This window comes from Burkholderia sp. HMSC10F09 (genome assembly GCF_001806955.1).
In the GTDB taxonomy this organism is placed as follows: domain Bacteria; phylum Pseudomonadota; class Gammaproteobacteria; order Burkholderiales; family Burkholderiaceae; genus Burkholderia; species Burkholderia multivorans.
In genome coordinates, this window is sequence record NZ_KV786676.1 from 1 (window position 1) to 20,628 (window position 20,628).

Annotated in this window: 18 protein-coding genes, 1 tRNA gene and 1 pseudogene; 6 read left to right on the top strand and 14 right to left on the bottom strand. The window is 66.5% G+C overall.

Going from position 1 to position 20,628, the window contains the following annotated elements; genetic code table 11:
* Positions 1-237 precede the first annotated feature (237 nt).
* The 5 genes from HMPREF3115_RS11680 to HMPREF3115_RS11700 form a co-directional block, all read right to left on the bottom strand.
* Positions 238-642 (bottom strand): YXWGXW repeat-containing protein, encoded by a 405-nt coding sequence (locus tag HMPREF3115_RS11680; RefSeq protein ID WP_048996701.1) that lies wholly within the window; start codon positions 640-642, stop codon positions 238-240.
* A 160-nt stretch (positions 643-802) separates the two neighbouring features.
* A complete protein-coding gene (gene minE, locus HMPREF3115_RS11685) occupies positions 803-1,057 on the bottom strand; it encodes a cell division topological specificity factor MinE (RefSeq protein ID WP_006400798.1) in 255 nt (84 codons plus the stop codon).
* Positions 1,058-1,069: 12 nt separating this feature from the next.
* Positions 1,070-1,885: a septum site-determining protein MinD gene (minD, locus tag HMPREF3115_RS11690; protein WP_006400799.1), complete on the bottom strand. Its 816-nt coding sequence runs from the start codon at positions 1,883-1,885 to the stop codon at positions 1,070-1,072.
* A gap of 59 nt (positions 1,886-1,944) precedes the next feature.
* Positions 1,945-2,718 carry a septum site-determining protein MinC gene (gene minC, locus HMPREF3115_RS11695; RefSeq protein WP_006400800.1) on the bottom strand — a complete coding sequence of 258 codons (774 nt, stop codon included), beginning with the start codon at positions 2,716-2,718 and terminating at the stop codon, positions 1,945-1,947.
* A gap of 130 nt (positions 2,719-2,848) precedes the next feature.
* Positions 2,849-3,469 carry a GNAT family N-acetyltransferase gene (locus HMPREF3115_RS11700; RefSeq protein ID WP_227747629.1) on the bottom strand — a complete coding sequence of 207 codons (621 nt, stop codon included), beginning with the start codon at positions 3,467-3,469 and terminating at the stop codon, positions 2,849-2,851.
* A gap of 574 nt (positions 3,470-4,043) precedes the next feature.
* On the opposite strand from HMPREF3115_RS11700, the gene HMPREF3115_RS11705 reads away from it, so the two are divergent.
* Complete coding sequence (locus HMPREF3115_RS11705; protein WP_070554486.1) at positions 4,044-5,204, top strand: alkane 1-monooxygenase; 1,161 nt, start codon at positions 4,044-4,046, stop codon at positions 5,202-5,204.
* Positions 5,205-5,260: 56 nt separating this feature from the next.
* Here HMPREF3115_RS11705 and HMPREF3115_RS11710 read toward each other — a convergent pair.
* Together HMPREF3115_RS11710 and serS are read right to left on the bottom strand one after the other, a co-directional pair.
* Positions 5,261-5,351 (bottom strand) — tRNA-Ser (locus HMPREF3115_RS11710).
* 130 nt (positions 5,352-5,481) lie between these two features.
* Positions 5,482-6,783, bottom strand: coding sequence for a serine--tRNA ligase (serS, locus tag HMPREF3115_RS11715; protein WP_006400804.1), 1,302 nt, complete (start codon positions 6,781-6,783; stop codon positions 5,482-5,484).
* A gap of 247 nt (positions 6,784-7,030) precedes the next feature.
* Between serS and HMPREF3115_RS11720 the strand changes: the two genes are divergently transcribed.
* Positions 7,031-7,297 (top strand): DUF2164 domain-containing protein, encoded by a 267-nt coding sequence (locus tag HMPREF3115_RS11720; RefSeq protein WP_070554487.1) that lies wholly within the window; start codon positions 7,031-7,033, stop codon positions 7,295-7,297.
* Positions 7,298-7,309: 12 nt separating this feature from the next.
* Here the strand turns inward: HMPREF3115_RS11720 and HMPREF3115_RS11725 are convergent, their stop codons facing one another.
* The 3 genes from HMPREF3115_RS11725 to HMPREF3115_RS11735 form a co-directional block, all read right to left on the bottom strand.
* On the bottom strand, positions 7,310-8,620 hold the full coding sequence (locus tag HMPREF3115_RS11725) for a replication-associated recombination protein A (RefSeq protein WP_006406276.1): 1,311 nt from the start codon (positions 8,618-8,620) through the stop codon (positions 7,310-7,312).
* A 148-nt stretch (positions 8,621-8,768) separates the two neighbouring features.
* Complete coding sequence (lolA, locus tag HMPREF3115_RS11730; RefSeq protein ID WP_006406277.1) at positions 8,769-9,458, bottom strand: outer membrane lipoprotein chaperone LolA; 690 nt, start codon at positions 9,456-9,458, stop codon at positions 8,769-8,771.
* A gap of 47 nt (positions 9,459-9,505) precedes the next feature.
* Positions 9,506-11,815, bottom strand: a complete 2,310-nt coding sequence (locus HMPREF3115_RS11735) for a DNA translocase FtsK (RefSeq protein WP_070554489.1) — start codon at positions 11,813-11,815, stop codon at positions 9,506-9,508.
* 321 nt (positions 11,816-12,136) lie between these two features.
* Here HMPREF3115_RS11735 and trxB point away from each other — a divergent pair, with 321 nt between their 5' ends.
* The 3 genes from trxB to HMPREF3115_RS11750 all read left to right on the top strand — a co-directional run bounded on the left by trxB (position 12,137) and on the right by HMPREF3115_RS11750 (position 14,618).
* A complete protein-coding gene (gene trxB, locus HMPREF3115_RS11740) occupies positions 12,137-13,099 on the top strand; it encodes a thioredoxin-disulfide reductase (protein WP_070554491.1) in 963 nt (320 codons plus the stop codon).
* A gap of 132 nt (positions 13,100-13,231) precedes the next feature.
* Positions 13,232-14,008: a Smr/MutS family protein gene (locus tag HMPREF3115_RS11745; protein WP_035489261.1), complete on the top strand. Its 777-nt coding sequence runs from the start codon at positions 13,232-13,234 to the stop codon at positions 14,006-14,008.
* Positions 13,995-14,618 carry a trimeric intracellular cation channel family protein gene (locus HMPREF3115_RS11750; RefSeq protein WP_006400811.1) on the top strand — a complete coding sequence of 208 codons (624 nt, stop codon included), beginning with the start codon at positions 13,995-13,997 and terminating at the stop codon, positions 14,616-14,618. The genes HMPREF3115_RS11745 and HMPREF3115_RS11750 overlap by 14 nt, the downstream gene beginning before the upstream one ends.
* A gap of 119 nt (positions 14,619-14,737) precedes the next feature.
* Here HMPREF3115_RS11750 and HMPREF3115_RS11755 read toward each other — a convergent pair.
* The 4 genes and pseudogenes from HMPREF3115_RS11755 to HMPREF3115_RS11770 form a co-directional block, all read right to left on the bottom strand.
* A pseudogene (locus HMPREF3115_RS11755) lies at positions 14,738-15,856 on the bottom strand (ABC transporter ATP-binding protein).
* Between the two features lie 150 nt (positions 15,857-16,006).
* Entirely contained in the window at positions 16,007-16,864 is an 858-nt protein-coding gene (locus HMPREF3115_RS11760) for a carbohydrate ABC transporter permease (protein WP_006406281.1), read from the bottom strand.
* Positions 16,854-17,792 carry a carbohydrate ABC transporter permease gene (locus HMPREF3115_RS11765; RefSeq protein ID WP_006400814.1) on the bottom strand — a complete coding sequence of 313 codons (939 nt, stop codon included), beginning with the start codon at positions 17,790-17,792 and terminating at the stop codon, positions 16,854-16,856. The genes HMPREF3115_RS11760 and HMPREF3115_RS11765 overlap by 11 nt, the downstream gene beginning before the upstream one ends.
* Positions 17,793-17,934: 142 nt before the next feature.
* A complete protein-coding gene (locus tag HMPREF3115_RS11770; protein WP_070554492.1) occupies positions 17,935-19,182 on the bottom strand; it encodes an ABC transporter substrate-binding protein in 1,248 nt (415 codons plus the stop codon).
* 427 nt (positions 19,183-19,609) lie between these two features.
* Between HMPREF3115_RS11770 and zwf the strand changes: the two genes are divergently transcribed.
* On the top strand, positions 19,610-20,628 hold a 1,019-nt coding region (zwf, locus tag HMPREF3115_RS11775), incomplete at its 3' end, for a glucose-6-phosphate dehydrogenase (RefSeq protein ID WP_256276131.1).

Here is a 20,628-nt window from a genome sequence, read left to right on the forward strand (position 1 = left end):
CGAGGCCGGCAATCGCGCAGAAAGCGACGCCACGCCGGCCGGCGCGGCGCCGCAACGCGCCGCGGCAGATACGGCCGCCGCAGCCGATGCGGCGCGCAACGGCCCGCGCGACACTCAGTAGATCACCACGGGCGCCGGCCGGTAGTAGACGGGCCGCGCCGGCACGACGATGCAGCCGGCGAGCGTGACGGCGGTGAGCGCGATGGCAAGTAGCGTTCGTTTCATCGTGCGCCTCCGTCAAGCCCAGTGACCGCGCGTCCAGAACCAGTTCGGCCCGCGCCGATCCCAGTGGCCGGGCACCCAGTGCATGCCGACGCGCTCGGCCTCCCAGTGGCCGCCGATCCAGACATAGCGGCCGTGCTCCCAGCGCCAGTGGCCACGCTCCCACACGTAGCCGACGCGCGCGGCCGGCACGACTTCGTAGCGCACGGGCGGCGGCGCGCTCGGCGCGACGACCACCACTTCTTCGGCGGCCGGCACCGCCACGGGTTGCGCGACGACGATGCGCGCCGGCTGCGCGACGACGGGCGCGCCGACGAGGATTTCGTCGGCGTGCGCGGCGAACGGCGCGGCGACGGCCGACAGGCCCGCGGCACAAAGCGCGAGCGACACGAGACGGCGGGGAACGGAAGAGACAGTCATGACAACCTCCTGATTGAACGGATCACGCGGAACGTATTCGTTCAATGCGGGAGGCAGGCGAACGGCCGACAGACGCCGTGTTACGGCACGGCCGAAAGTGCAACAACGCGTAAGACGCGCACGGCGGCCTGCGCCGCCGTGCGGAGGGATAGCGAAACGGTCAGGCCTGCGGAATCTCGATCTTCACTTCGAGGACTTCGAGATCGTCCTGGCGCTCGAGGCTCACGCGGATATCGTCGTTCGAGATCTGCACGTACTTCGAAATGACGGCAACGAGTTCCTTCTGCAGCGCCGGCAGGTAATCGGCCGGCGGCCGGCCGCCGACCCGCTCGTGCGCGATGATGAGCTGCAGACGCTCCTTCGCGACCGATGCGGACTTCTTCTTCTCGCCGAGGAGAAACGAAAGAATGGACATGAGCGGCCTCCGTTACTTGCTGCCGAAGAGGCGCTGCAGCAGGCCCGGCTTCTGGTATTCGGTGAAGCGCAGCGGCTTGTCCTCGCCGAGGAAGCGCGCGACGATGTCCTTGTACGCTTCGGCGACGTCGGTGCCGTCGAGATGCACGGCCGGCAAACCCTGGTTCGACGCGTGCAGCACCGCTTCGGACTCCGGCACCACGCCGATCAGCTTGATGCGCAGGATCTCGCTGATGTCCTCGAGCGAGAGCATCTCGCCCTCGCTCACGCGCTTCGGGCTGTAGCGCGTGATCAGCAGATGCTCCTTGATCGGCTCCTTGCCTTCGGTCGCGCGCTTCGTCTTCGACGACAGGATGCCGAGAATGCGATCCGAGTCGCGCACCGACGACACTTCCGGGTTCGTCACGATCAGCGCCTCGTCCGCGAAGTACATCGCGTGCAGCGCGCCGGCCTCGATACCGGCCGGCGAATCGCAGACGATGTATTCGAAGTCCATCGCCGCGAGATCGTTCAGCACCTTCTCGACGCCGTCACGCGTGAGCGCATCCTTGTCGCGCGTCTGCGACGCCGGCAGGATGAACAGGTTCTCGCACTTCTTGTCCTTGATCAGCGCCTGGTTCAGATTCGCTTCGCCCTGGATCACGTTCACGAGGTCGTACACGACGCGACGCTCGCAGCCCATGATGAGATCGAGGTTACGCAGGCCGACGTCGAAGTCGATCACGGCCGTCTTGTGGCCGCGCAGCGCGAGACCGGACGCGAAGCTCGCGCTCGTCGTCGTCTTGCCCACGCCGCCCTTGCCCGAAGTCACCACGATGATTTTTGCCATTTACCCAATACCCTGTGTTCGTCAATGAGAGCCGATCGATCCGGAGCGCGCCGTATGCATCACGTGAGGCGCAGCGGTTCGATCATCAGTTTTTCCTCTTCGAGCCGGATCTGCACCGATTTGCCCAGTACGTCTGCGGGCAGCGGGTTCTCGGTCGTTCGATAGATACCCGCGATCGAAATCAGTTCCGGCTCGAGACACGTGCAGAAGATGCGCGCGTCGTGATTGCCGTGCACGCCCGCGAGTGCGCGGCCGCGCAACGGCGCGTAGATGTGGATGTTGCCTTCCGCGATGATTTCGGCGCCGTGGCTGACCGGCGCGAGCACCACGAGGTCTCCTTTCGCGTAAATCTGCTGCCCCGAGCGCAGCGGCCGGTCGATCACGAGCGTCTGGACGCCCGCCGGCTGCGACGCCGCGCCGGGCTCCGGCGTCGGTTCCGCTGCCGGTGCAGCGGCGGCTTCGACAGCCGGCGCCGCGGCAGGCTCCGCTTCGTCGGCCGCTTTCGCGGCCGGCGCGCGGCGATCGCGCGCCTCGAGCAGCGGCAGGCCCGCTTCCGTCGCCCAGCCCTGCGAGGCAAGCGCGACGACGCCCACCGGACGCATCCGCACGTCGCTCAGCATCTGCCGGATGTCGGCCAGCGCGACGCGCTCGCCGTCCGCGAGGCGGCGGACGTCGATGGCGACGACATCGTCGGCGAAAAACTCGGGAGTCGCTTCGAAACGTTTGACCAGTTCGGCACGCAACGCATCGAGATCGGTCGTCTTCACGGTGAACAGCAACGTATCGACCGATCCGCTGCGCAGCTCGAAGAATGGCGATTTTTTAAGCGACATGGACACTCTGCAAAAAATTTTTGCGTATTTTACAGGCGTCCACGCGCGCAGCCATCATTTTTGGGCGGCCGCGATGCGCGGCCCCGGTGCGCCGCTCACTGCGCGCAGCGGCCACGGGAAGGATGCCGGTTCACGGCTTGATGTGGGACACGAACAGCGACTTCAGCGCGCCCGGCATCCGCACGATCGGCGCGTGCTCGCCGGTGTTGCTGAAACCGACGCGTTCGTAGAAACGGACCGCGTTCCGGTTCGCGTCGGCGATCCAGGCATAGACGTCCTGCGCGCCGCGCTCGGCGAGCCAGCCGGTCGCGGTCTCCACCAGTAGCACGCCGCCGCGCAGATGACGCACCGCATGCGCGACCCACAATTCGCTGACGAACGCACGCCGCTCGGGCGAGTTGTCGAAGTAGGCGCCGATCATGCCGGCCGGGTGGCCTTCGGTGTAGAGCACGAAGGTCGTCGACGTGTCGGATGCGGCGCGCTGCGCGGCGATGGCCGCCGCGGCGTCCGAATCGACGTTCAGCAATTCGGCCTCCGGCGCTTCGCCCGGTGCGTAGGGCTCGCGCAGCGACGCCGCGCGCAGTTCGCGATACACGTCGCCCTGGTCGGCGGCGATACGACGAACGGTCAAGGTCGAACTCATGCAGGCACAGCCCCCTTCGGACAGCAAGCTATTAGCTTCAACCGAAAGCGGGGCATGAGTCAAATCGTTATTTTCAAATGGCGGCGCCGATCGAAAGGCGGCAGGCAACGTCCGTTGCGCGTTTCGCGCGCGGCGATGTGCATGTGCAGCATGGCGTGTCGATGTGCGGCGGGAGGCGCGTCGTGCGCGCCGCGTTATCGGCGGCGATCGGCGTGCGCATTGATACGCGCGGGCGGGAGCGGATTCTTTCGAAACGATGTCGGCGCGAGTGTCGCAATCGGCGGTAATACACAGCGCGGAAAGTGCGCCGGCGAAACCGGTGACGACATGTCCGATATTGCGACGCAACATTTGTTGTCGCGACGCGCCTGCGACTGAGCGGCACCGTCTTCGCTCGATTCATCCGACGATACGACCGCGGCGCACGACGATTCGCCCTGCGCCGCCGCGTTTCAATCAGGGCACGCGGCCGCTTCTACGCGCGGCGCACGCACCGCGGCGCGTTTGGAGCTTGGCGCCTAGCGCCGGCGTTTGGAAAGCGCGCGCACGGGTCGTATAACGGCAGAACCGGGCGACGATCTGGCGTCTCGCACGCGCACCCCGGCCGACGAGGATCCGCACAAAACCGTAACGGACCGGACGATGCACTGCCGCATACGATCCGGCCGACTGGAGGGAGACGATGGCAACGAGCGACGCACCGGCCGCGAGCTGGTCGGATGGCAAACGTTATCTATGGCTGCTCGGCGCGCTGACGATCACGCTGCCGATCTTCGCCGCGCAGCTCGCGCTGTCGACGGGGTTTCACGTGTTCTGGTGGTTCGGCCCGCTGTTCGCGTTCGGCGTGATTCCGATTCTCGACACGCTGATCGGCGACGACCGCGACAACCCGCCCGAAGACGTCGTGCCGCACCTCGAACGCGAGCGCTACTACCGCTTGATCGTCTATCTCGCGACGCTCGTCGAGTACGTCGCGTTCTTCATGTGCGTGCGGATCGTCGGCACGCATGCGCTGGCGTGGTACGACTACGTCGGCTTCGCGCTGTCGCTCGGCGCGGCGACCGGCATCTCGATCAACACCGCGCATGAACTCGGGCACAAGACGAACCGCTTCGAGCGCTGGCTCGCGAAGATTACGCTGGCGCCGGTCGCATACGGACACTTCTTCGTCGAGCACAACCGCGGTCATCACGTGCGCGTCGCGACCGCCGAGGATCCGGCGAGCGCACGTTACGGCGAATCGTTCTGGGCGTTCCTGCCGCGTACCGTCGTCGGCAGCGTGCGCTCCGCGTGGCGGCTCGAACGCACGCGTCTCGCGCGGCTCGGCCGCTCGCCGTGGACCTGGCGCAACGAGGTGCTGCATGCGTGGGCGATGACGGTCGTCGTATGGGGTATCGCGATTGCGATCGGCGGCGTGGTGGTGATCCCGGTCCTCGTGATCCAGGCCGTGTACGGCGCGTCGCTGCTCGAAGTCGTGAACTACGTCGAGCACTACGGGCTCGGCCGGCGCAGGCTGCCGAACGGTCGCTACGAGCGCTGCACGCCGCAGCATTCGTGGAACAGCAATCACGTCGTCACGAACCTGTTCCTGTATCAGCTGCAGCGACACGCGGATCATCATGCGAATCCGACGCGCTCGTATCAGGCGCTGTGCCACTTCGACGACGCGCCGCAATTGCCGGCCGGCTACGCGACGATGATCCTGCTCGCGTACGTCCCGCCGCTCTGGTATCGCGTGATGAACCCGCGCGTCGTCGCGCATTACCGCGGGAACATGGCGCAGTCGAATATCAAGCCGTCGATTCGCGACAAGGTGCTCGCGCAGTATCCGGCACCGGCGTGATGCGCGGCCAAAACGAAAAACCCCTTGATCTTTCCGGATCAAGGGGCTTCGTATTTTGGCGGAGAGGGTGGGATTCGAACCCACGGTACGGGGAAACCGTACGCCTGATTTCGAGTCAGGTACATTCGACCACTCTGCCACCTCTCCTTCCTTGCTGCTTCATTTCCCGGTTGGTCGTTTCCGGGAAAGCAAAGATTATAGAACGAACTCCGCGAAACTTCCAAGCCCTTTTTGCAAATTTTTTTGCTGGGCGTGGCATGCGCATCGTCGCGCGCGGTTACGACGCCTGTGCCGGCGCGTCGATCCGCTCCAGACCGCCCATGTACGGACGCAGCACTTCCGGCACCGTGACCGAGCCGTCCGCGTTCTGGTAGTTCTCGAGCACCGCGACGAGCGTACGGCCAACCGCGAGCCCCGAGCCGTTCAGCGTATGCACGAGCTCCGGCTTGCCCTGCGCGTTGCGGAAGCGCGCCTGCATCCGGCGCGCCTGGAACGCCTCGGTGTTCGAGCAGCTCGAGATCTCGCGATAGGTGTTCTGCGCGGGCAGCCACACCTCGAGGTCGAACGTCTTGGCGGCCGAGAAACCCATGTCGCCCGTGCAGAGCGCGACCACGCGGTACGGCAGGCCGAGCTTCTGCAGAATCGCTTCCGCGTGGCCGACCATTTCGTCGAGCGCCGCGTACGACGATTCCGGCGCGACGATCTGCACCATCTCGACCTTGTCGAACTGGTGCTGGCGGATCATCCCGCGCGTGTCGCGGCCGTACGACCCGGCTTCCGAACGGAAGCACGGCGAATGGGCCGTGAGCTTGATCGGCAGCGCGGACGCTTCGACGATCGACTCGCGCACGGTGTTCGTCAGCGAGATCTCGGACGTCGAGATCAGATATTGCGTGACCGTGTTCTCGGCACCGCCCTTCTCGACGCGGAACATGTCGTCCGCGAACTTCGGCAGCTGGCCCGTGCCGTACAGGATCTCCGGATTCACAATGTACGGCGTGTACGTCTCGCTGTAGCCGTGCTGCTGCGTATGCGTGTCGAGCATGAACTGCGCAAGCGCGCGATGCAGGCGCGCGATCGGGCCGCGCAGCATCGTGAAGCGCGCGCCGGCCAGCTTCGCGCCCGTCTCGAAATCGAGGCCGAGCGGCGTACCGATGTCGACGTGATCCTTCACGTCGAAGTCGAACTGGCGCGGTGTGCCCCAGCGGCGCACCTCGACGTTGTCGGCCTCGTCCTTGCCGACCGGCACGCTTTCGTGCGCGAGGTTCGGCATGCCCAGCAGCAGCTCCGACAGGCGCGCCTGGATCTCGTCGAGCTTCGCCGCCGATGCCTTCATCTCGTCGCCGATCCCGCCGACCTCGGCCATCACGGCCGACGTGTCCTCGCCCTTCGCCTTCATCGCGCCGATCTGCTTCGACAGCGTGTTGCGGCGTGCCTGGAGCTCTTCGGTGCGGGTCTGGATCGCGCGGCGTTCCGCTTCGAGCGCGGAGAACGCGGCGACGTCGAGGGTGTAGCCGCGATCGGCGAGGCGCTTCGCGACGCCGTCGAGGTCTTTGCGCAGCAGCTGGATGTCAAGCATGGGAGGACTGGAAAATCGTTGTGTAAGACGGGGATTCTAACGCACGGCGGCACCGCCAACGCATCGGCCGGGCGGACGATGACGGAAAACCTCGGGCAGTGGCAGTATCGAACAAGCGCGTGGCGGGGGCCGCGCGGCAGGCGGCGCTCGTCGGGCGAACCGCGCCCGCCGCAACGCCCGCACCGTACGGGAGTGCCCCGCGCTCCGCCGCCCTCCGGGCGCCACCCGATCACACAGGCCAGGACCGATGCCCATCGAACTCGACAAGGACGTACGCGACCGTGCGATCGCGTCGCTGCAACGCTATTTCACAGAAAACTTGGACGAGCCGATCGGCAACATCCAGGCCGGCGCATTGCTGAACTTCTTCGTCGACGAAATCGCGCCGGCGATCTACGACGCCGCGATCGCCGACGCGCAGGCGCGCCTGCACACGCGTGTCGCCGAACTCGACATCGACTGCCACGAGGAGCCGTTCGGTTACTGGACGAAGCAGCCGCACCGCAAGCGCTGACGCGCCGGGCCGTCAGTCCTTCTTGCCGGCCTCGCGATCGAGCTCGCGCAGCCACGCAAGCTTGTCCGCGATCTTCGATTCGAGCCCGCGCGGCACCGGCTTGTACCAGTGCGGCTCGCGCATGCCGTCCGGCAGGTAGGTCTCGCCGGCCGCATACGCGTTCGGCTCGTCGTGCGCGTAGCGATACGCGTGACCGTAGCCGAGCTCCTTCATCAGCTTCGTCGGCGCATTGCGCAGATGCACGGGCACCTCGCGCGACTTGTCCTGCTTCACGAACGCCATCGCCTGGTTGAAAGCGTTGTAGCCCGCATTGCTCTTCGCCGCGCACGCGAGATAGATCACGGCCTGCGCGAGCGCGAGTTCGCCTTCCGGCGACCCGAGCCGCTCATATGTCTCGGCTGCGTCGTTGGCGATCTGCATCGCGCGCGGATCGGCAAGCCCGATGTCTTCCCACGCCATGCGCACGATCCGGCGCGCGAGGTACTTCGGATCCGCGCCACCGTCGACCATCCGGCAGAACCAGTACAGCGCGCCGTCCGGGCTGGACCCGCGCACCGACTTGTGCAGCGCCGAGATCTGGTCGTAGAAGTTGTCGCCGCCCTTGTCGAAGCGGCGCGCATTCAGCGTCATCGCGCTGCCAACGAAGTCCGCATCGATCGTCGTCACGCCGGCCGAGGACGCGGCCGTCTGCGCCTGCTCGAGCAGGTTCAGAAAGCGCCGCGCGTCGCCGTCCGCATAGCCGATCAGCGTATCGACCGCCTTGTCGTCGAATTCGAGACCGTCGAGCGCGATGTGCTGCGCGCGCTTGAGCAGCTGCCGCATTTCGTCGTCGGTCAACGATTTCAGCACGTACACCTGCGCACGCGACAGCAGTGCGGAGTTGACCTCGAAGCTCGGATTCTCGGTGGTCGCGCCGATGAACGTGACGAGCCCCGACTCGACGAACGGCAGCAGCGCGTCCTGCTGCCCTTTGTTGAAGCGGTGGATTTCGTCGACGAACAGGATCGTGTGGCGACCCGTGCGGTTCAGCGTCTCCTTCGCCTGGTCCATCGCCTCGCGGATATCCTTCACGCCGCCGAGCACCGCGGACAGCGCGATGAACTCGCAGTCGAACGCGAGCGCGGTGAGCCGTGCGAGCGTCGTCTTGCCGACGCCGGGCGGCCCCCAGAGGATCATCGAATGCGGCTTGCCGGATTCGAACGCGAGCCGCAGCGGCTTGCCTTCGCCGAGCAAATGCGTCTGGCCGATCACGTCGGCGAGCGTTTTCGGCCGCAGCGCCTCGGCGAGCGGACGGCGCGGCTCGACTTGAAACAGGTCGGACATGAACCCTCGCTCCACAACAAACGGTAGCGGCCGAACGCGGCCGCCGGACCCGACATTATGACAGTCGCGCGACGCGCCCGCCGTGCCCGGAAACGACACGGGCCTGCCGTTGCCGGCAGGCCCGTCGTCGGTGCGAGCGGCGTGCCGCTCAGCCGGTGATCACGTCCGCGCCCTTCGGCACGACGAACTTGAACGTGTCGGCCTTCAGCGGCGGATTGGTCTGGATGTTCGAGAACGTGAGCAGCGTGACGTTGCCGAACACGTCGTGCAGCTCCATCGCCGCGAGCGTGCCGTTCTTGAACCCGATGCCGATTCGCTGGAACTGCGTGTCCTGCGCCTTCGGCAGCATCTCGAGCCATTCGATGCCGCCCTTCTCGCCGGCGTCGCGCAGCGTGTAGCTCTTGTCGAGATCGTTGCTGCCGAACAGGATCGCGGCCGGGCTCGCGCCGAGCGCGCCGTTCAGCTTGCGTTCGGTGACCTGATTCAGATCGCGGTCGTACACGTAGAGCTTGTCGCCGTCGGCCTGCAGCACCTGCTGGTACGGCTTCTGGTAGGTCCAGATGAACTTGCCGGGACGCGAGAACACGAACGTGCCGCTCGAGTTGTCGGTGGGCTTCGGCGCGGCCTGCGCGGCGCTCGCGCCCTTGGCCGGCGCCTTGACGATCTGCTGCGTGAAGTCGCCCTTCGCCGAGCGCACTTGCGCCACGAATGCCCTCAACTGCTCGGTGCCGCCCGCGAACGCGTGCGTGGCCGCGAGCATCAGCGACGCGCCGGCGAGCGCGGCGCCGAGCCAGCGGCGCGTCGAACGAAGGGAAGGGACGAACGAAAGTTGCTGCATGATGCGGTTTTCTCCGTGGGTGGCCGGCGCCGCGGGCGCCGCAGACTTCATTCCGCGTCGCGTACCGGCACAAGAATTTCGCGGTTGCCGCTCGACGACATCGCCGACACGAGCCCCGACTGCTCCATCTGTTCGAGCAGCCGTGCCGCGCGGTTGTAGCCGATCCGCAGATGACGCTGCACGAGCGAGATCGATGCGCGGCGGTTCTTGATCACGATCTCGACCGCCTGGTCGTACAGCGGATCAGACTCAGCGCCGGCTTCGCCGGTTCCCGCGCCGGCCGAGCCCTCGTCGCCGTCGGCGGTGCCGCCTTCGAGCAGGCCCTCGACGTAATTCGGCTCGCCCTGCTCCTTGAGCTTCTCGACGACGCGATGCACTTCGTCGTCGGCCACGAACGCGCCGTGCACGCGCACCGGCAGCCCGGTGCCCGGCGGCAGATACAGCATGTCGCCCATCCCGAGCAGCGACTCGGCGCCCATCTGGTCGAGAATCGTGCGCGAGTCGATCTTCGACGAGACCTGGAACGCGACGCGCGTCGGGATGTTCGCCTTGATCAGCCCGGTGATCACGTCGACCGACGGACGCTGCGTCGCGAGGATCAGATGGATGCCGGCCGCGCGCGCCTTCTGCGCGAGTCGCGCGATCAGCTCCTCGACCTTCTTGCCGACGACCATCATCAGATCGGCGAGCTCGTCGATCACGACGACGATGTTCGGCAGCCGGCCGAGCGGCTCCGGATCCTCCGGCGTCAGGCTGAACGGATTCGGAATCTTTTCCTCGCGCTTGGCCGCCTCGTCGATCTTGTTGTTGTAGCCCGCGAGATTGCGCACGCCGAGCTTGCTCATCAGCTTGTAGCGGCGCTCCATCTCGGCGACCGTCCAGTTCAGCGCGTGGCCCGCCTGACGCATGTCCGTGACGACCGGACACAGCAGATGCGGAATGCCTTCGTAGACGCTCATTTCGAGCATCTTCGGATCGATCAGGATCAGCCGCACCTGCTCGGCGGTGGCCTTGTACAGCAGCGACAGGATCATCGCGTTGATGCCGACCGACTTGCCCGAGCCCGTCGTGCCGGCGACCAGCAGGTGCGGCATCTTCGCGAGATCGGCACACACCGGCTTGCCGCTGATGTCCTTGCCGAGGCTCAGCGTCAGCGCGGACGGCGCGGCCGCATAGACCTCGGAGCCGATGATCTCGGACAGGTACACCGTCTGGCGGCGCTGGTTCGGCAGTTCGAGCGCCATGTAGTTCTTGCCCGGGATCGTCTCGACGACGCGGATCGACACGAGCGACAGCGAACGCGCGAGATCCTTCGCGAGGTTCACGATCTGGCTGCCCTTCACGCCGGTGGCCGGTTCGATCTCGTAGCGCGTGACGACCGGGCCCGGATACGCGGCGACGACGCTCGCCTCGACGCCGAAGTCCTTCAGCTTCTTCTCGATCAGCCGCGACGTGAATTCGAGCGTATCGGCGGAGATCGATTCCTGCGTCTTCGGCGCGGGATCGAGCAGCGACACGGGCGGCAGCGTCGAGTCGCCCGGCAGGTCGGTAAACAGCGGCACCTGCCGCTCGCGCTCGACGCGTTCGGACTTCGCCGGCGTGACGATCGGCGGCACGATCGTCACGGGCTCGTGATCCTCGATGCGCACGCGCTCTTCCTCGACCTTGCCCTCGCGGCGCACCGCCGCGGCTTCGCCGAGCTTGCGGTCGCGCTCGGCCTCGCGGCGCAGCTTCGCGACGTTCACCGCGGACAGGATCGCGCCGCCGACGCGCTCGGCGACCGCGAGCCACGAGAAGCGGAAATACAGCGACAGGCCGATCGCGAGCGCGATCAGCAGCAGCAGCGTGCCGCCGGTGAAGCCGAACGCATGCGACATCGCGCCCGCGACGGCCTCGCCGACGACGCCGCCCGGCGCGCGCGGCAGCTGCACCTTCAGCGACCACATGCGCAGCGCCTCGATGCCGTCGCACGCGAGCACGACGAGCACGAACGCGAAGATCTCGGTGAGCCAGCCGATCGGCCGCTCGGGCTCGTCGGCAAGCGCGTCGTGGCGCGTGATGCGCCGATAGTTGACCGCGATGCGCCGCGCGAGCGGCACGATCAGCCAGTACGCGGACAGGCCGAACAGCAGCAGCACGATGTCGGCCGTCCATGCGCCGACGCGGCCGGCCCAGTTCGAGATGTGGTCGACCTGCGCGGCGTGCGTCCAGCTCGGATCCCGCCGGCTATAGCTGAGCAGCGCCATCACGAGAAATGCGCACAGCGCGACCTGGAGAATCCAGCGGATCTCCATCAGGAGCTTCGACATCCGGTGCGGCAACGCCTGTGCCTGGGCGGAATAAGGAGCTTTTGCCATGAATCCGTATAAAGAGAACGGGCCGCGCATGCCGCGCGTCCCGCCTGTCGTTCGATCCCGCTTATTGTAAACGCTGCATCGGGCGCCCAAGTGTAAATGACGGTTACATCGGCGGGCCGGATGCCGAAGCGGACAAGCGGCGCACCGCGCGCCGTGCGTGCGAAACGCTATCGCGCCGATTGAAACTCTCGTTCGGCATCGCAGCAACGGGGCCTTTATAATGCGCGTCTGATACCCATCTACGCACGGCATCCCGGTCAACCCGGACCGTCCGGCGAGCCGCACCGCGCCCGCCGTGGCCGTCTTTTACGGATTTCGCACATGTCCACGCCCAAACACGCCAAAGTCCTGATTCTCGGTTCCGGCCCCGCCGGCTACACGGCCGCCGTCTATGCGGCACGCGCCAATTTGTCGCCGGTGCTGATCACCGGCATCGCGCAGGGCGGGCAGCTGATGACGACGACGGACGTCGAAAACTGGCCGGCGGACCCGAAAGGCGTGCAAGGTCCGGAACTGATGGCGCGCTTTCTCGAGCACGCCGAGCGCTTCAACACCGAGATCGTGTTCGACCACATCCACACCGCGAAGCTGCACGAACGGCCGATCCGGCTGATCGGCGATTCCGGCGAATATACCTGCGACGCGCTGATCATCGCGACCGGCGCATCGGCGCAGTATCTCGGCCTGCCGTCCGAGGAAGCGTTCATGGGCAAGGGCGTGTCGGCCTGCGCGACCTGCGACGGCTTCTTCTACCGCGGCCAGGACGTCGCGGTGATCGGCGGCGGCAACACCGCCGTCGAGGAAGCGCTCTACCTGACCGGCATCGCGAAGAAGGTCACGGTGATCCACCGCCGCGACAAGTTCCGCGCGGAGCCGATCCTCGTCGACCGTCTGCTCGAGAAGCAAAAGGAAGGCGTCGTCGACATCAAGTGGGATCACGTGCTCGACGAAGTGACCGGCGAGGACTCGGGCGTGACCGGCGTGCGGATCAAGCACGTGAAGACCGGCGCGACCGAAGACATCGCGGTGCAGGGCCTGTTCGTCGCGATCGGCCACAAGCCGAACACCGATCTGTTCCAGGGCCAGCTCGAAATGAAGGACGGCTATATCCTGACGAAGAGCGGCCTGCAGGGCAACGCGACCGCGACGAGCGTGCCGGGCGTGTTCGCGGCCGGCGACGTGCAGGACAACGTCTACCGTCAGGCGATCACGAGCGCCGGCACCGGCTGCATGGCCGCGCTCGACGCGCAGCGCTACCTCGAAAGCCTGCACGACAAGAAGTAAGCCGCAAGTGCCGCCGCGTCGGGCGCTACAATGGCGGCCGCTGCCGCGAAGCGGGCCTGGCCGGAGCCGCTGCCCGTCGCGCAGCGGCTTTTTTGTGCCCGCGCGCCCCGGCGCTGCATTGCGTATCGAATCATGGCGAAGAATCAGCCCCATCCGAGCGATCCCGCGAAGCGGCAGATCGCCGCCCGTCCCGCCGCCGCGCCGGTCGCGCCGCCGCCGGTCCTCGAACCGGCCGCATTGCGCGGCCAGGGTCTCGCCGGCCTCGCCGCGTTGCGCCAGGCGCTGCAAGGCGAAGCCGAGCGCCGCGAGCGCACGCGCGTCGAAACGGTCAAGGCCGCGCGCCAGGCCGAAGCCGACGCGAACCTGTTCCGCAACGAGATCGGCGCGGTGCGGCCGCTGAACGCGCCGCCGCGCGCGGCATCCGGCCGCGTGCCGCCGCCGCCCGTGCCCAAGCAGACGCAGCGCGACGAGGAAGCGGTGCTGAACGCGACGCTGTCCGACGAGTTCGATCCCGAGACGCTGCTCGACAGCGACGAATCGCTGTACTACCACCGCCCCGGCATCAGCCGCGACGTCGTGCGCAAGCTGCGAAGCGGCGCATGGATCGTGCAGGCGCAGCTCGATCTGCACGGGATGCGCCGCGACGAGGCGCGCGAGGCGCTTGCGGAGTTCATCCGCGAAGCCGGCAAGAAAGGGCTGCGCTGCCTGCGCGTGATCCACGGCAAGGGGCTCGGCTCGATCGGCAAGGAGCCGGTGCTGAAGGGCAAGGTCCGTGCGTGGCTCGTGCAGAAGGAAGAAGTGATCGCGTTCTGCGAGGCGCGCGGCCACGACGGCGGTGCGGGCGCGGTGCTCGTGCTGCTGCAGCCGCTCGCGGCATCCGCCGAGCGGGGACCGCGTGCCGCATCCTAGGCTCACGCTCGCGATCGCGGTACTCGAAGCGATCGCCACGCTCGCCTTCGCGATCTCCGGCTTCATCGAAGCGCGCAAGAACCGGCTCGACTCGGTCGGCACGTTCGTCGTCGCGATCGCGACCGCGTTCGGCGGCGGCACGCTGCGCGACATCCTGCTCGAGCGCCGGCCGTTCTACTGGGTCGTGCACGACGACTACGTGATCGCGATCTTCGTGCTCGCGCTGTTCGCGCCGTTCCTGCTGCGCATGCTGTCGCGGCTGTCGGCCGAGCGCGTGCTGCTCGTCGCCGATGCGATCGGGCTCGGGATCTTCAGCATCTCGGGCACGGCGATCGCGCTCGAAGCCGAAATGCCGCGCTTCATCGCGGTGATGATGGGCGTGATTACGGGGGTCGTCGGCGGGATCGTCCGCGACGTGCTGTGCAACGACATTCCGCTGATCCTGCGCGACTCGCGGCCGTACGCGACCTGCGCGTTCGTCGGCTGCTGGTTCTATCTGCTGCTCGTGTGGCTGCAATTCGACTCGGTGTACAGCGTGCTGCTCGCGACCGGCTTCACGCTCGTCGCGCGGCTTCTCACGTTCAAGTTCGACGTGCGGCTGCCGCACTGAGCGGCGCGCATCGGGCATCGCACCGAGCAACCGTAAGGCGGCGCGTCGCGCCGCACACCGCCGCGCCGCCGGCCCGGCTCCGAGCCCGGCGGCACGCCGCTGCCGCGGGCCCGCGTGCATCACGCGATGCGCGCCTCCGTCTGCGGATCGAACAGCACGGCCTTCGACACGTCGAACAGCAGCGACTGCGTCTGCCCCGGCTGCGGATTCGCGGCCGGATGCACGCGGCTCACGATGCGCTTGCCGTTCACCTGCGCGAACACGTGCGTGTCAGGCCCCGTCGGCTCCGTCACGTCGACGCGCACGTCGACCGGCTGCAGCCGCGACGCTTCACCGTTGTGCGCGCTGCGCGCATCGGTGATGCGCTCCGGGCGCAGCCCGAGGATCACGTCGCGGCCGATGTACGACTTCAGCTTCGCCGCATCGAACGGCAGATTCAGCGCGCTGCGCGCCAGGCCCGTATCGAGCTCGAGCGCGACGCCGCTGCCCTGCTCCGTGAGCTTGCCGCTGATGAAGTTCATCGGCGGCGCGCCGATGAAGCCCGCGACGAACAGGTTCGACGGCGAGTCGTAGATCTCCTGCGGCGCGCCGAACTGCTGGACGACGCCGTCCTTCATCACCGCGATCCGGTCGCCGAGCGTCATCGCCTCGATCTGGTCGTGCGTCACGTAGACGATCGTCGTGCCGAGCCGCTGGTGCAGCAGCTTGATCTCCGCGCGCATCTCGATGCGCAGCTTCGCGTCAAGGTTCGACAGCGGCTCGTCGAACAGGAACAGCGCCGGATCGCGCGCGAGCGCGCGCCCCATCGCGACGCGCTGGCGCTGGCCGCCCGACAGCTGGCCCGGCTTGCGGTCGAGCAGATGCTGGATCTGCAGCATCTGCGACACGCGATCGACGATCTGCTGCTGCTCGTTCTTCGGCACCTTGCGGATGTTCAGGCCGAACGAGATGTTCTCGCGCACCGTCATCTACGGGTACAGCGCGTACGACTGAAACACCATCGCGATGTCGCGGTCCTTCGGCGACAGGTCGTTTACGACCTTGCCGTCGATGCGGATCTCGCCGCTCGTGACGGTCTCGAGCCCCGCGATCATGTTGAGCAGCGTCGACTTCCCGCAGCCCGAGCCGCCGACGAGAATCAGGAACTGGCCGTCCTCGATGTCGATGTCGACACCCTTCAGGACCGGCACCCCGTTCGGGTAGGTCTTGTACACGTCACGGATGGAAAGGCTTGCCATGCTTGTGAATCCTCTGTCTCGTGTGTCGGCCGCGGCGGGCGTCGACGCCCGCCCGCGGTCCCATCCAAAGCCCGGCGCGCTCCAGCGCCGTGTCGGCTCGTTTCGAGGCGCCGCACGGCGGCGCCTCGCGTTGCATCGTGGTCGTCGCGCTCAGCCCTTCACCGCGCCCGCCGTCAGGCCGCGCACGAAGTAGCGGCCGGCGATCACGTAGACGAGCAGCGTCGGCAGCGCGGCGATGATGGCGCCGGCCATGTCGACGTTGTATTCCTTCACGCCGGTCGACGTGTTCACGAGGTTGTTCAGCGCCACCGTGATCGGCATCGAGTCGACGCCGGAGAACACGATCCCGAACAGGAAGTCGTTCCAGATCTGCGTGAACTGCCAGATCAGGCAGACCATGAAGATCGGCAGCGACACCGGCAGCAGGATCTTCGTGAAGATCGTGAAGAAGCCGGCGCCGTCGATGCGCGCCGCCTTCACGAGCTCGGCCGGCACGCTCACGTAGAAGTTGCGGAAGAACATCGTCGTGAACGCGATGCCGTACACGACGTGCACGAACACGAGGCCCGGAATCGTGTTCGCGAGCCCGAACATCCCCTGCAGCCGCGCCATCGGCAGCAGGATCACCTGGAACGGAATGAAGCAGCCGACCAGCATCATCGTGAACAGCGCATCCGCGCCGCGAAAGCGCCAGTGCGTGAGCACGTAGCCGTTGAACGCGCCGATCAGCGACGAGATCAGCACGGCCGGAATCACCATCTGGATCGAGTTCAGGAAGAACGGCTTCATGCCGTCGCAGCGCACGCCCGTGCAGGCCTCGCTCCACGCCTTGACCCACGGCGCGACCGTCCAGTGCGACGGCGGCGTCAGCAGGTTGCCCGTGCGCAGCTGGTCGAGATCCTTGAACGACGTCGACAGCATCACGTAGATCGGGAACAGGAAGTACAGCGCGAACAGGATCAATGCCGCGTAGATCACCGCCCGGCTGATGGTCATCTTAGGCTGCATTGCGCGTGCTCCTCGATTCCATATACATCAGCGGCACGAGCACCGCGACCACGGTCGCGAGCATCATCACCGACGACGCCGCGCCGAGGCCCAGCTGGCCGCGGTTGAACGAAAACGTGTACATGAACATCGCCGGCAGCGACGACGACGTGCCGGGGCCGCCGGCCGTCAGCGCGACGACGAGGTCGAAGGTCTTGATCGTGATGTGGCAGAGAATCAGCAGCACCGAGAAGAACACGGGGCGCATGCTCGGAATCACGATCTTGCGGTAGATGGTGGGCAGCGTCGCGCCGTCGACCTGCGCGGCCTTGAAGATCTCGCCGTCGACGCCGCGCAACCCCGCGAGGAACAGTGCCATCACGAAGCCGGTCGACTGCCACACGGCCGCGATCACCACGCAGAAGATCGCCTTGTCCGGATCGTCGAGCCAGCCGAACGAAAAGCTCGTCCAGCCCCAGTCGTGCATCACCTTCTCGAGGCCGAGGCCCGGGTTCAGGATCCACTGCCATGCGGTGCCCGTGACGATGAACGACAGCGCCATCGGGTACAGGAAGATCGCGCGCAGCGCGCCTTCGTTGCGGATCTTCTGGTCGAGCAGGATCGCGAGGAACAGCCCGAGCGCGACGCAGATCGCGATGAACGGAATCCCGAACCAGCCGAGGTTCGCGGCGGAGGTCCACCACACGTCGTTCTGGAACAGATCCGTATAACGGCCGAAGCCGTCGAATTCGTAGTTCGGCAACAGCCGCGAGTTGGTCAGCGACAGATAGCCGGTGATCAGGATGAAGCCGTAGATGAACACGACGGCAATCGCGACGCTCGGCGCGAGCACGAGCTTCGGAATCCAGCGATCGGCGAATGCCGACATCGGCGACGATCGCCGCGCGACGGCAGCGCCGGATCCGTTTCCGCTAAGAGGGGCAGCCACTTGATTCGACTCCTGGAACGAGGGCGACGCGGGCCGCAGCCGGCGTCCGATACGGCACGGGCGCGCGGACGCGCCCGTTTGCAGCGCTGGCGGATCGCCCGGCGGCCAGCGCGGCCGGCCGGGCGCCCGTCGCGCTACGGCATTACTTCACCTTCGCGGCCTTCGCGAGCGACGCCACCGCGCTCTTCGAATCCTGCTGCGAGTTCATGAACTTCGTCACGACGTCGGTGATCGCACCGGCCGTCGCATCGCCCTGCGCCATCCCGTGCGCGAGCGACGGCACGTAGCCGCCGGCCTTCAGCGCGGTCTGCTCGTCGGCATACGACTTCTTCGCGCAGTCGTCGAACTTGTCCATCTTCACGCCGAGGCGTACCGGAATCGAGCCCTTCAGCAGGCTGAACTGCTCCTGGAATTCGGGCGTCATGATCGTCTTCGCGAGCGCGAGCTGACCCGGCGTCGCAGCCTTCTGGCCCTTCTGCTGGAAGAACACGAACGAGTCGACGTTGAACGTGTACGCGTTGCTCGTGCCCGGCACCGGCGCGCAGATGTAGTCCTTGCCCGCCTTCTTGCCCGCGTTCTCGAACTCGCCCTTCGCCCAGTCGCCCATGAACTGCATGCCGGCCTTGCCGTTGATGACCATCGCGGTCGCGAGGTTCCAGTCGCGGCCGTTGCGGCCCGCGTCGAAGTAGCCCTGGATCTTGCGCACGGTGTCGAACACCGACACCATCTGCGGCGACGTCAGCGTCGCCTGGTCGAGATCGACGAGCGCCTTCTTGTAGAACGCGGCGCCCTGCGACAGCACGACGTCTTCCCACAGCGTCAGGTCCTGCCACGGCTGGCCGCCCATCGCGACCGGCTGGATGCCGGCGGCCTTGAGCTTGTCGGCGACCGCGAAGAACTCGGGCCAGGTGGTCGGCACCTTCGCGCCGACCTTGTCGAGCGCGGCCTTGTTGATGTAGAGCCAGTTCACGCGGTGCACCGAGAACGGCGCGGCGACGTAATGGCCCTTGTACTTCATGATCTTGTCGATTTCCGGCGGCAGGTTCTGCTTCCAGTCGCCGGCAGCCGAATCGATGTTCACGAGCACGCCCTGATCGGCCCAGTCCTGAATCAGCGGGCCCTTGATCTGCGCCGCCGACGGCGCATCGCCGCTGATCACCTTGGTCTTCAGCGCCGTCATCGCCGCTGCACCCGCACCGCCCGCGACCGCGAAGTCCTTCCACACGTAGCCCTGCTTCTGCAGGTCGTCCTTCAGCACGCCGACGGCCTTCGACTCGCCGCCCGAAGTCCACCAGTGCAGCACCGTGACGTTCTCGGCCGCCTGCGCCGCCATCGCGCCGGCCATCAGACCTGCGGCGCAGAGCGCGCCCATGATCGAGCGAACTTTCATTCCTTATCTCCTCCAGACTGAATCAACTCGTGAAGTTCCCTCAGCGGGAACGGCTTCTTGATAACGACGGGGAAATCGAGCCGCGAGACGCATGGCGCGTACGGGGCCGATGACCGGCCGGGGCTCTTACAGAAAGCGTGACTTGAGATTCAACTGCATGTCTCCTCTTGTGTTTCTGGCCCGCCGCGAAGCGGCACGAGCCCGGGGCCGACGGCGCGCGGACGATGCGCGCCGCCAATGTCCGATAACATTCGGCACAAGGCGCTCCCGCAGGCGAAGCGCGCGCAGTTCATCGGCCGCACTTCATTTTTTTCTTCGCCCGGGTGCTACCCCTTGCGGCGGATTGTAGTTAAACTACAATTCAGTGTCAAAAATATTTTTATCGCACTACGGACCGCTTCCCAGCACCCCAAACCGGCGGAGACACATGCATACCGATTCCAGCTTTACCTTCGTACTTTTCGGCGGCACCGGCGATCTGTCGATGCGCAAGATCCTGCCTGCGCTGTTCGAAGCGCACCGCGCGAACATGCTCGCGCAAAGCGGCCGGATCGTTGCCGTCGCGCGGCACGAATCGGATCGGGCCGGATATCTGGAATGGGTCGACACGCACGTGAAGCCGCACGCGGCAAAGGCGGCCGGCAGCGCGTTCGATCAGGCCGCGTGGCAGTCCTTCCTCGAGCGCATCGAATACGTGAAGCTCGATCTCGGCCGCGCGGAAGACTACGCGGTGCTGCGCGATGCGGTCGAACCGCTGCCCGGCATCCGCGTGTTCTATCTCGCGACGGGGCCGTCGCTGTTCGTGCCGATCTGCAAGGCGCTCGCATCGGTCGGGCTCAACGAAGGCTCGCGCATCGTGCTCGAGAAGCCGCTCGGCTACGACCTGCGCTCGTCGAACGCGATCAACGACGCGGTCGGCGAAATCTTCGCGGAAGAGCAGATCTACCGGATCGACCACTACCTCGGCAAGGAGCCCGTGCAGAACCTGCTCGCGCTGCGCTTCGGCAACGCGCTGTTCGAGCCGCTGTGGCGCCGCGAGTGGGTCGAGAGCATTCAGATCACGATCGCCGAGGAGCTCGGCGTCGAAGCGCGCGGCGATTTCTACGACAATACGGGCGCGCTGCGCGACATGGTGCAGAACCACCTGCTGCAGCTGCTGTCGATCGTCGCGATGGAGCCGCCGCACTCGATGGATTCCGATTCCGTGCGCGATGAAAAGCTGCGCGTGCTGCGCGCGCTGAAGCCGGTCGATCCGCGCGACATCGGCAAGGTCGCGGTGCGCGGCCAGTATCATGCCGGCGTGATCAAGGGCGTGCAGGTGCCCGCCTATGCGACCGAGCCGGGCGTCAAGCCCGACAGCCAGACCGAAACGTTCGTCGCGCTGAAGGCGGAAATCGAGAACTGGCGCTGGGCCGGCGTGCCGTTCTTCCTGCGCACCGGCAAGCG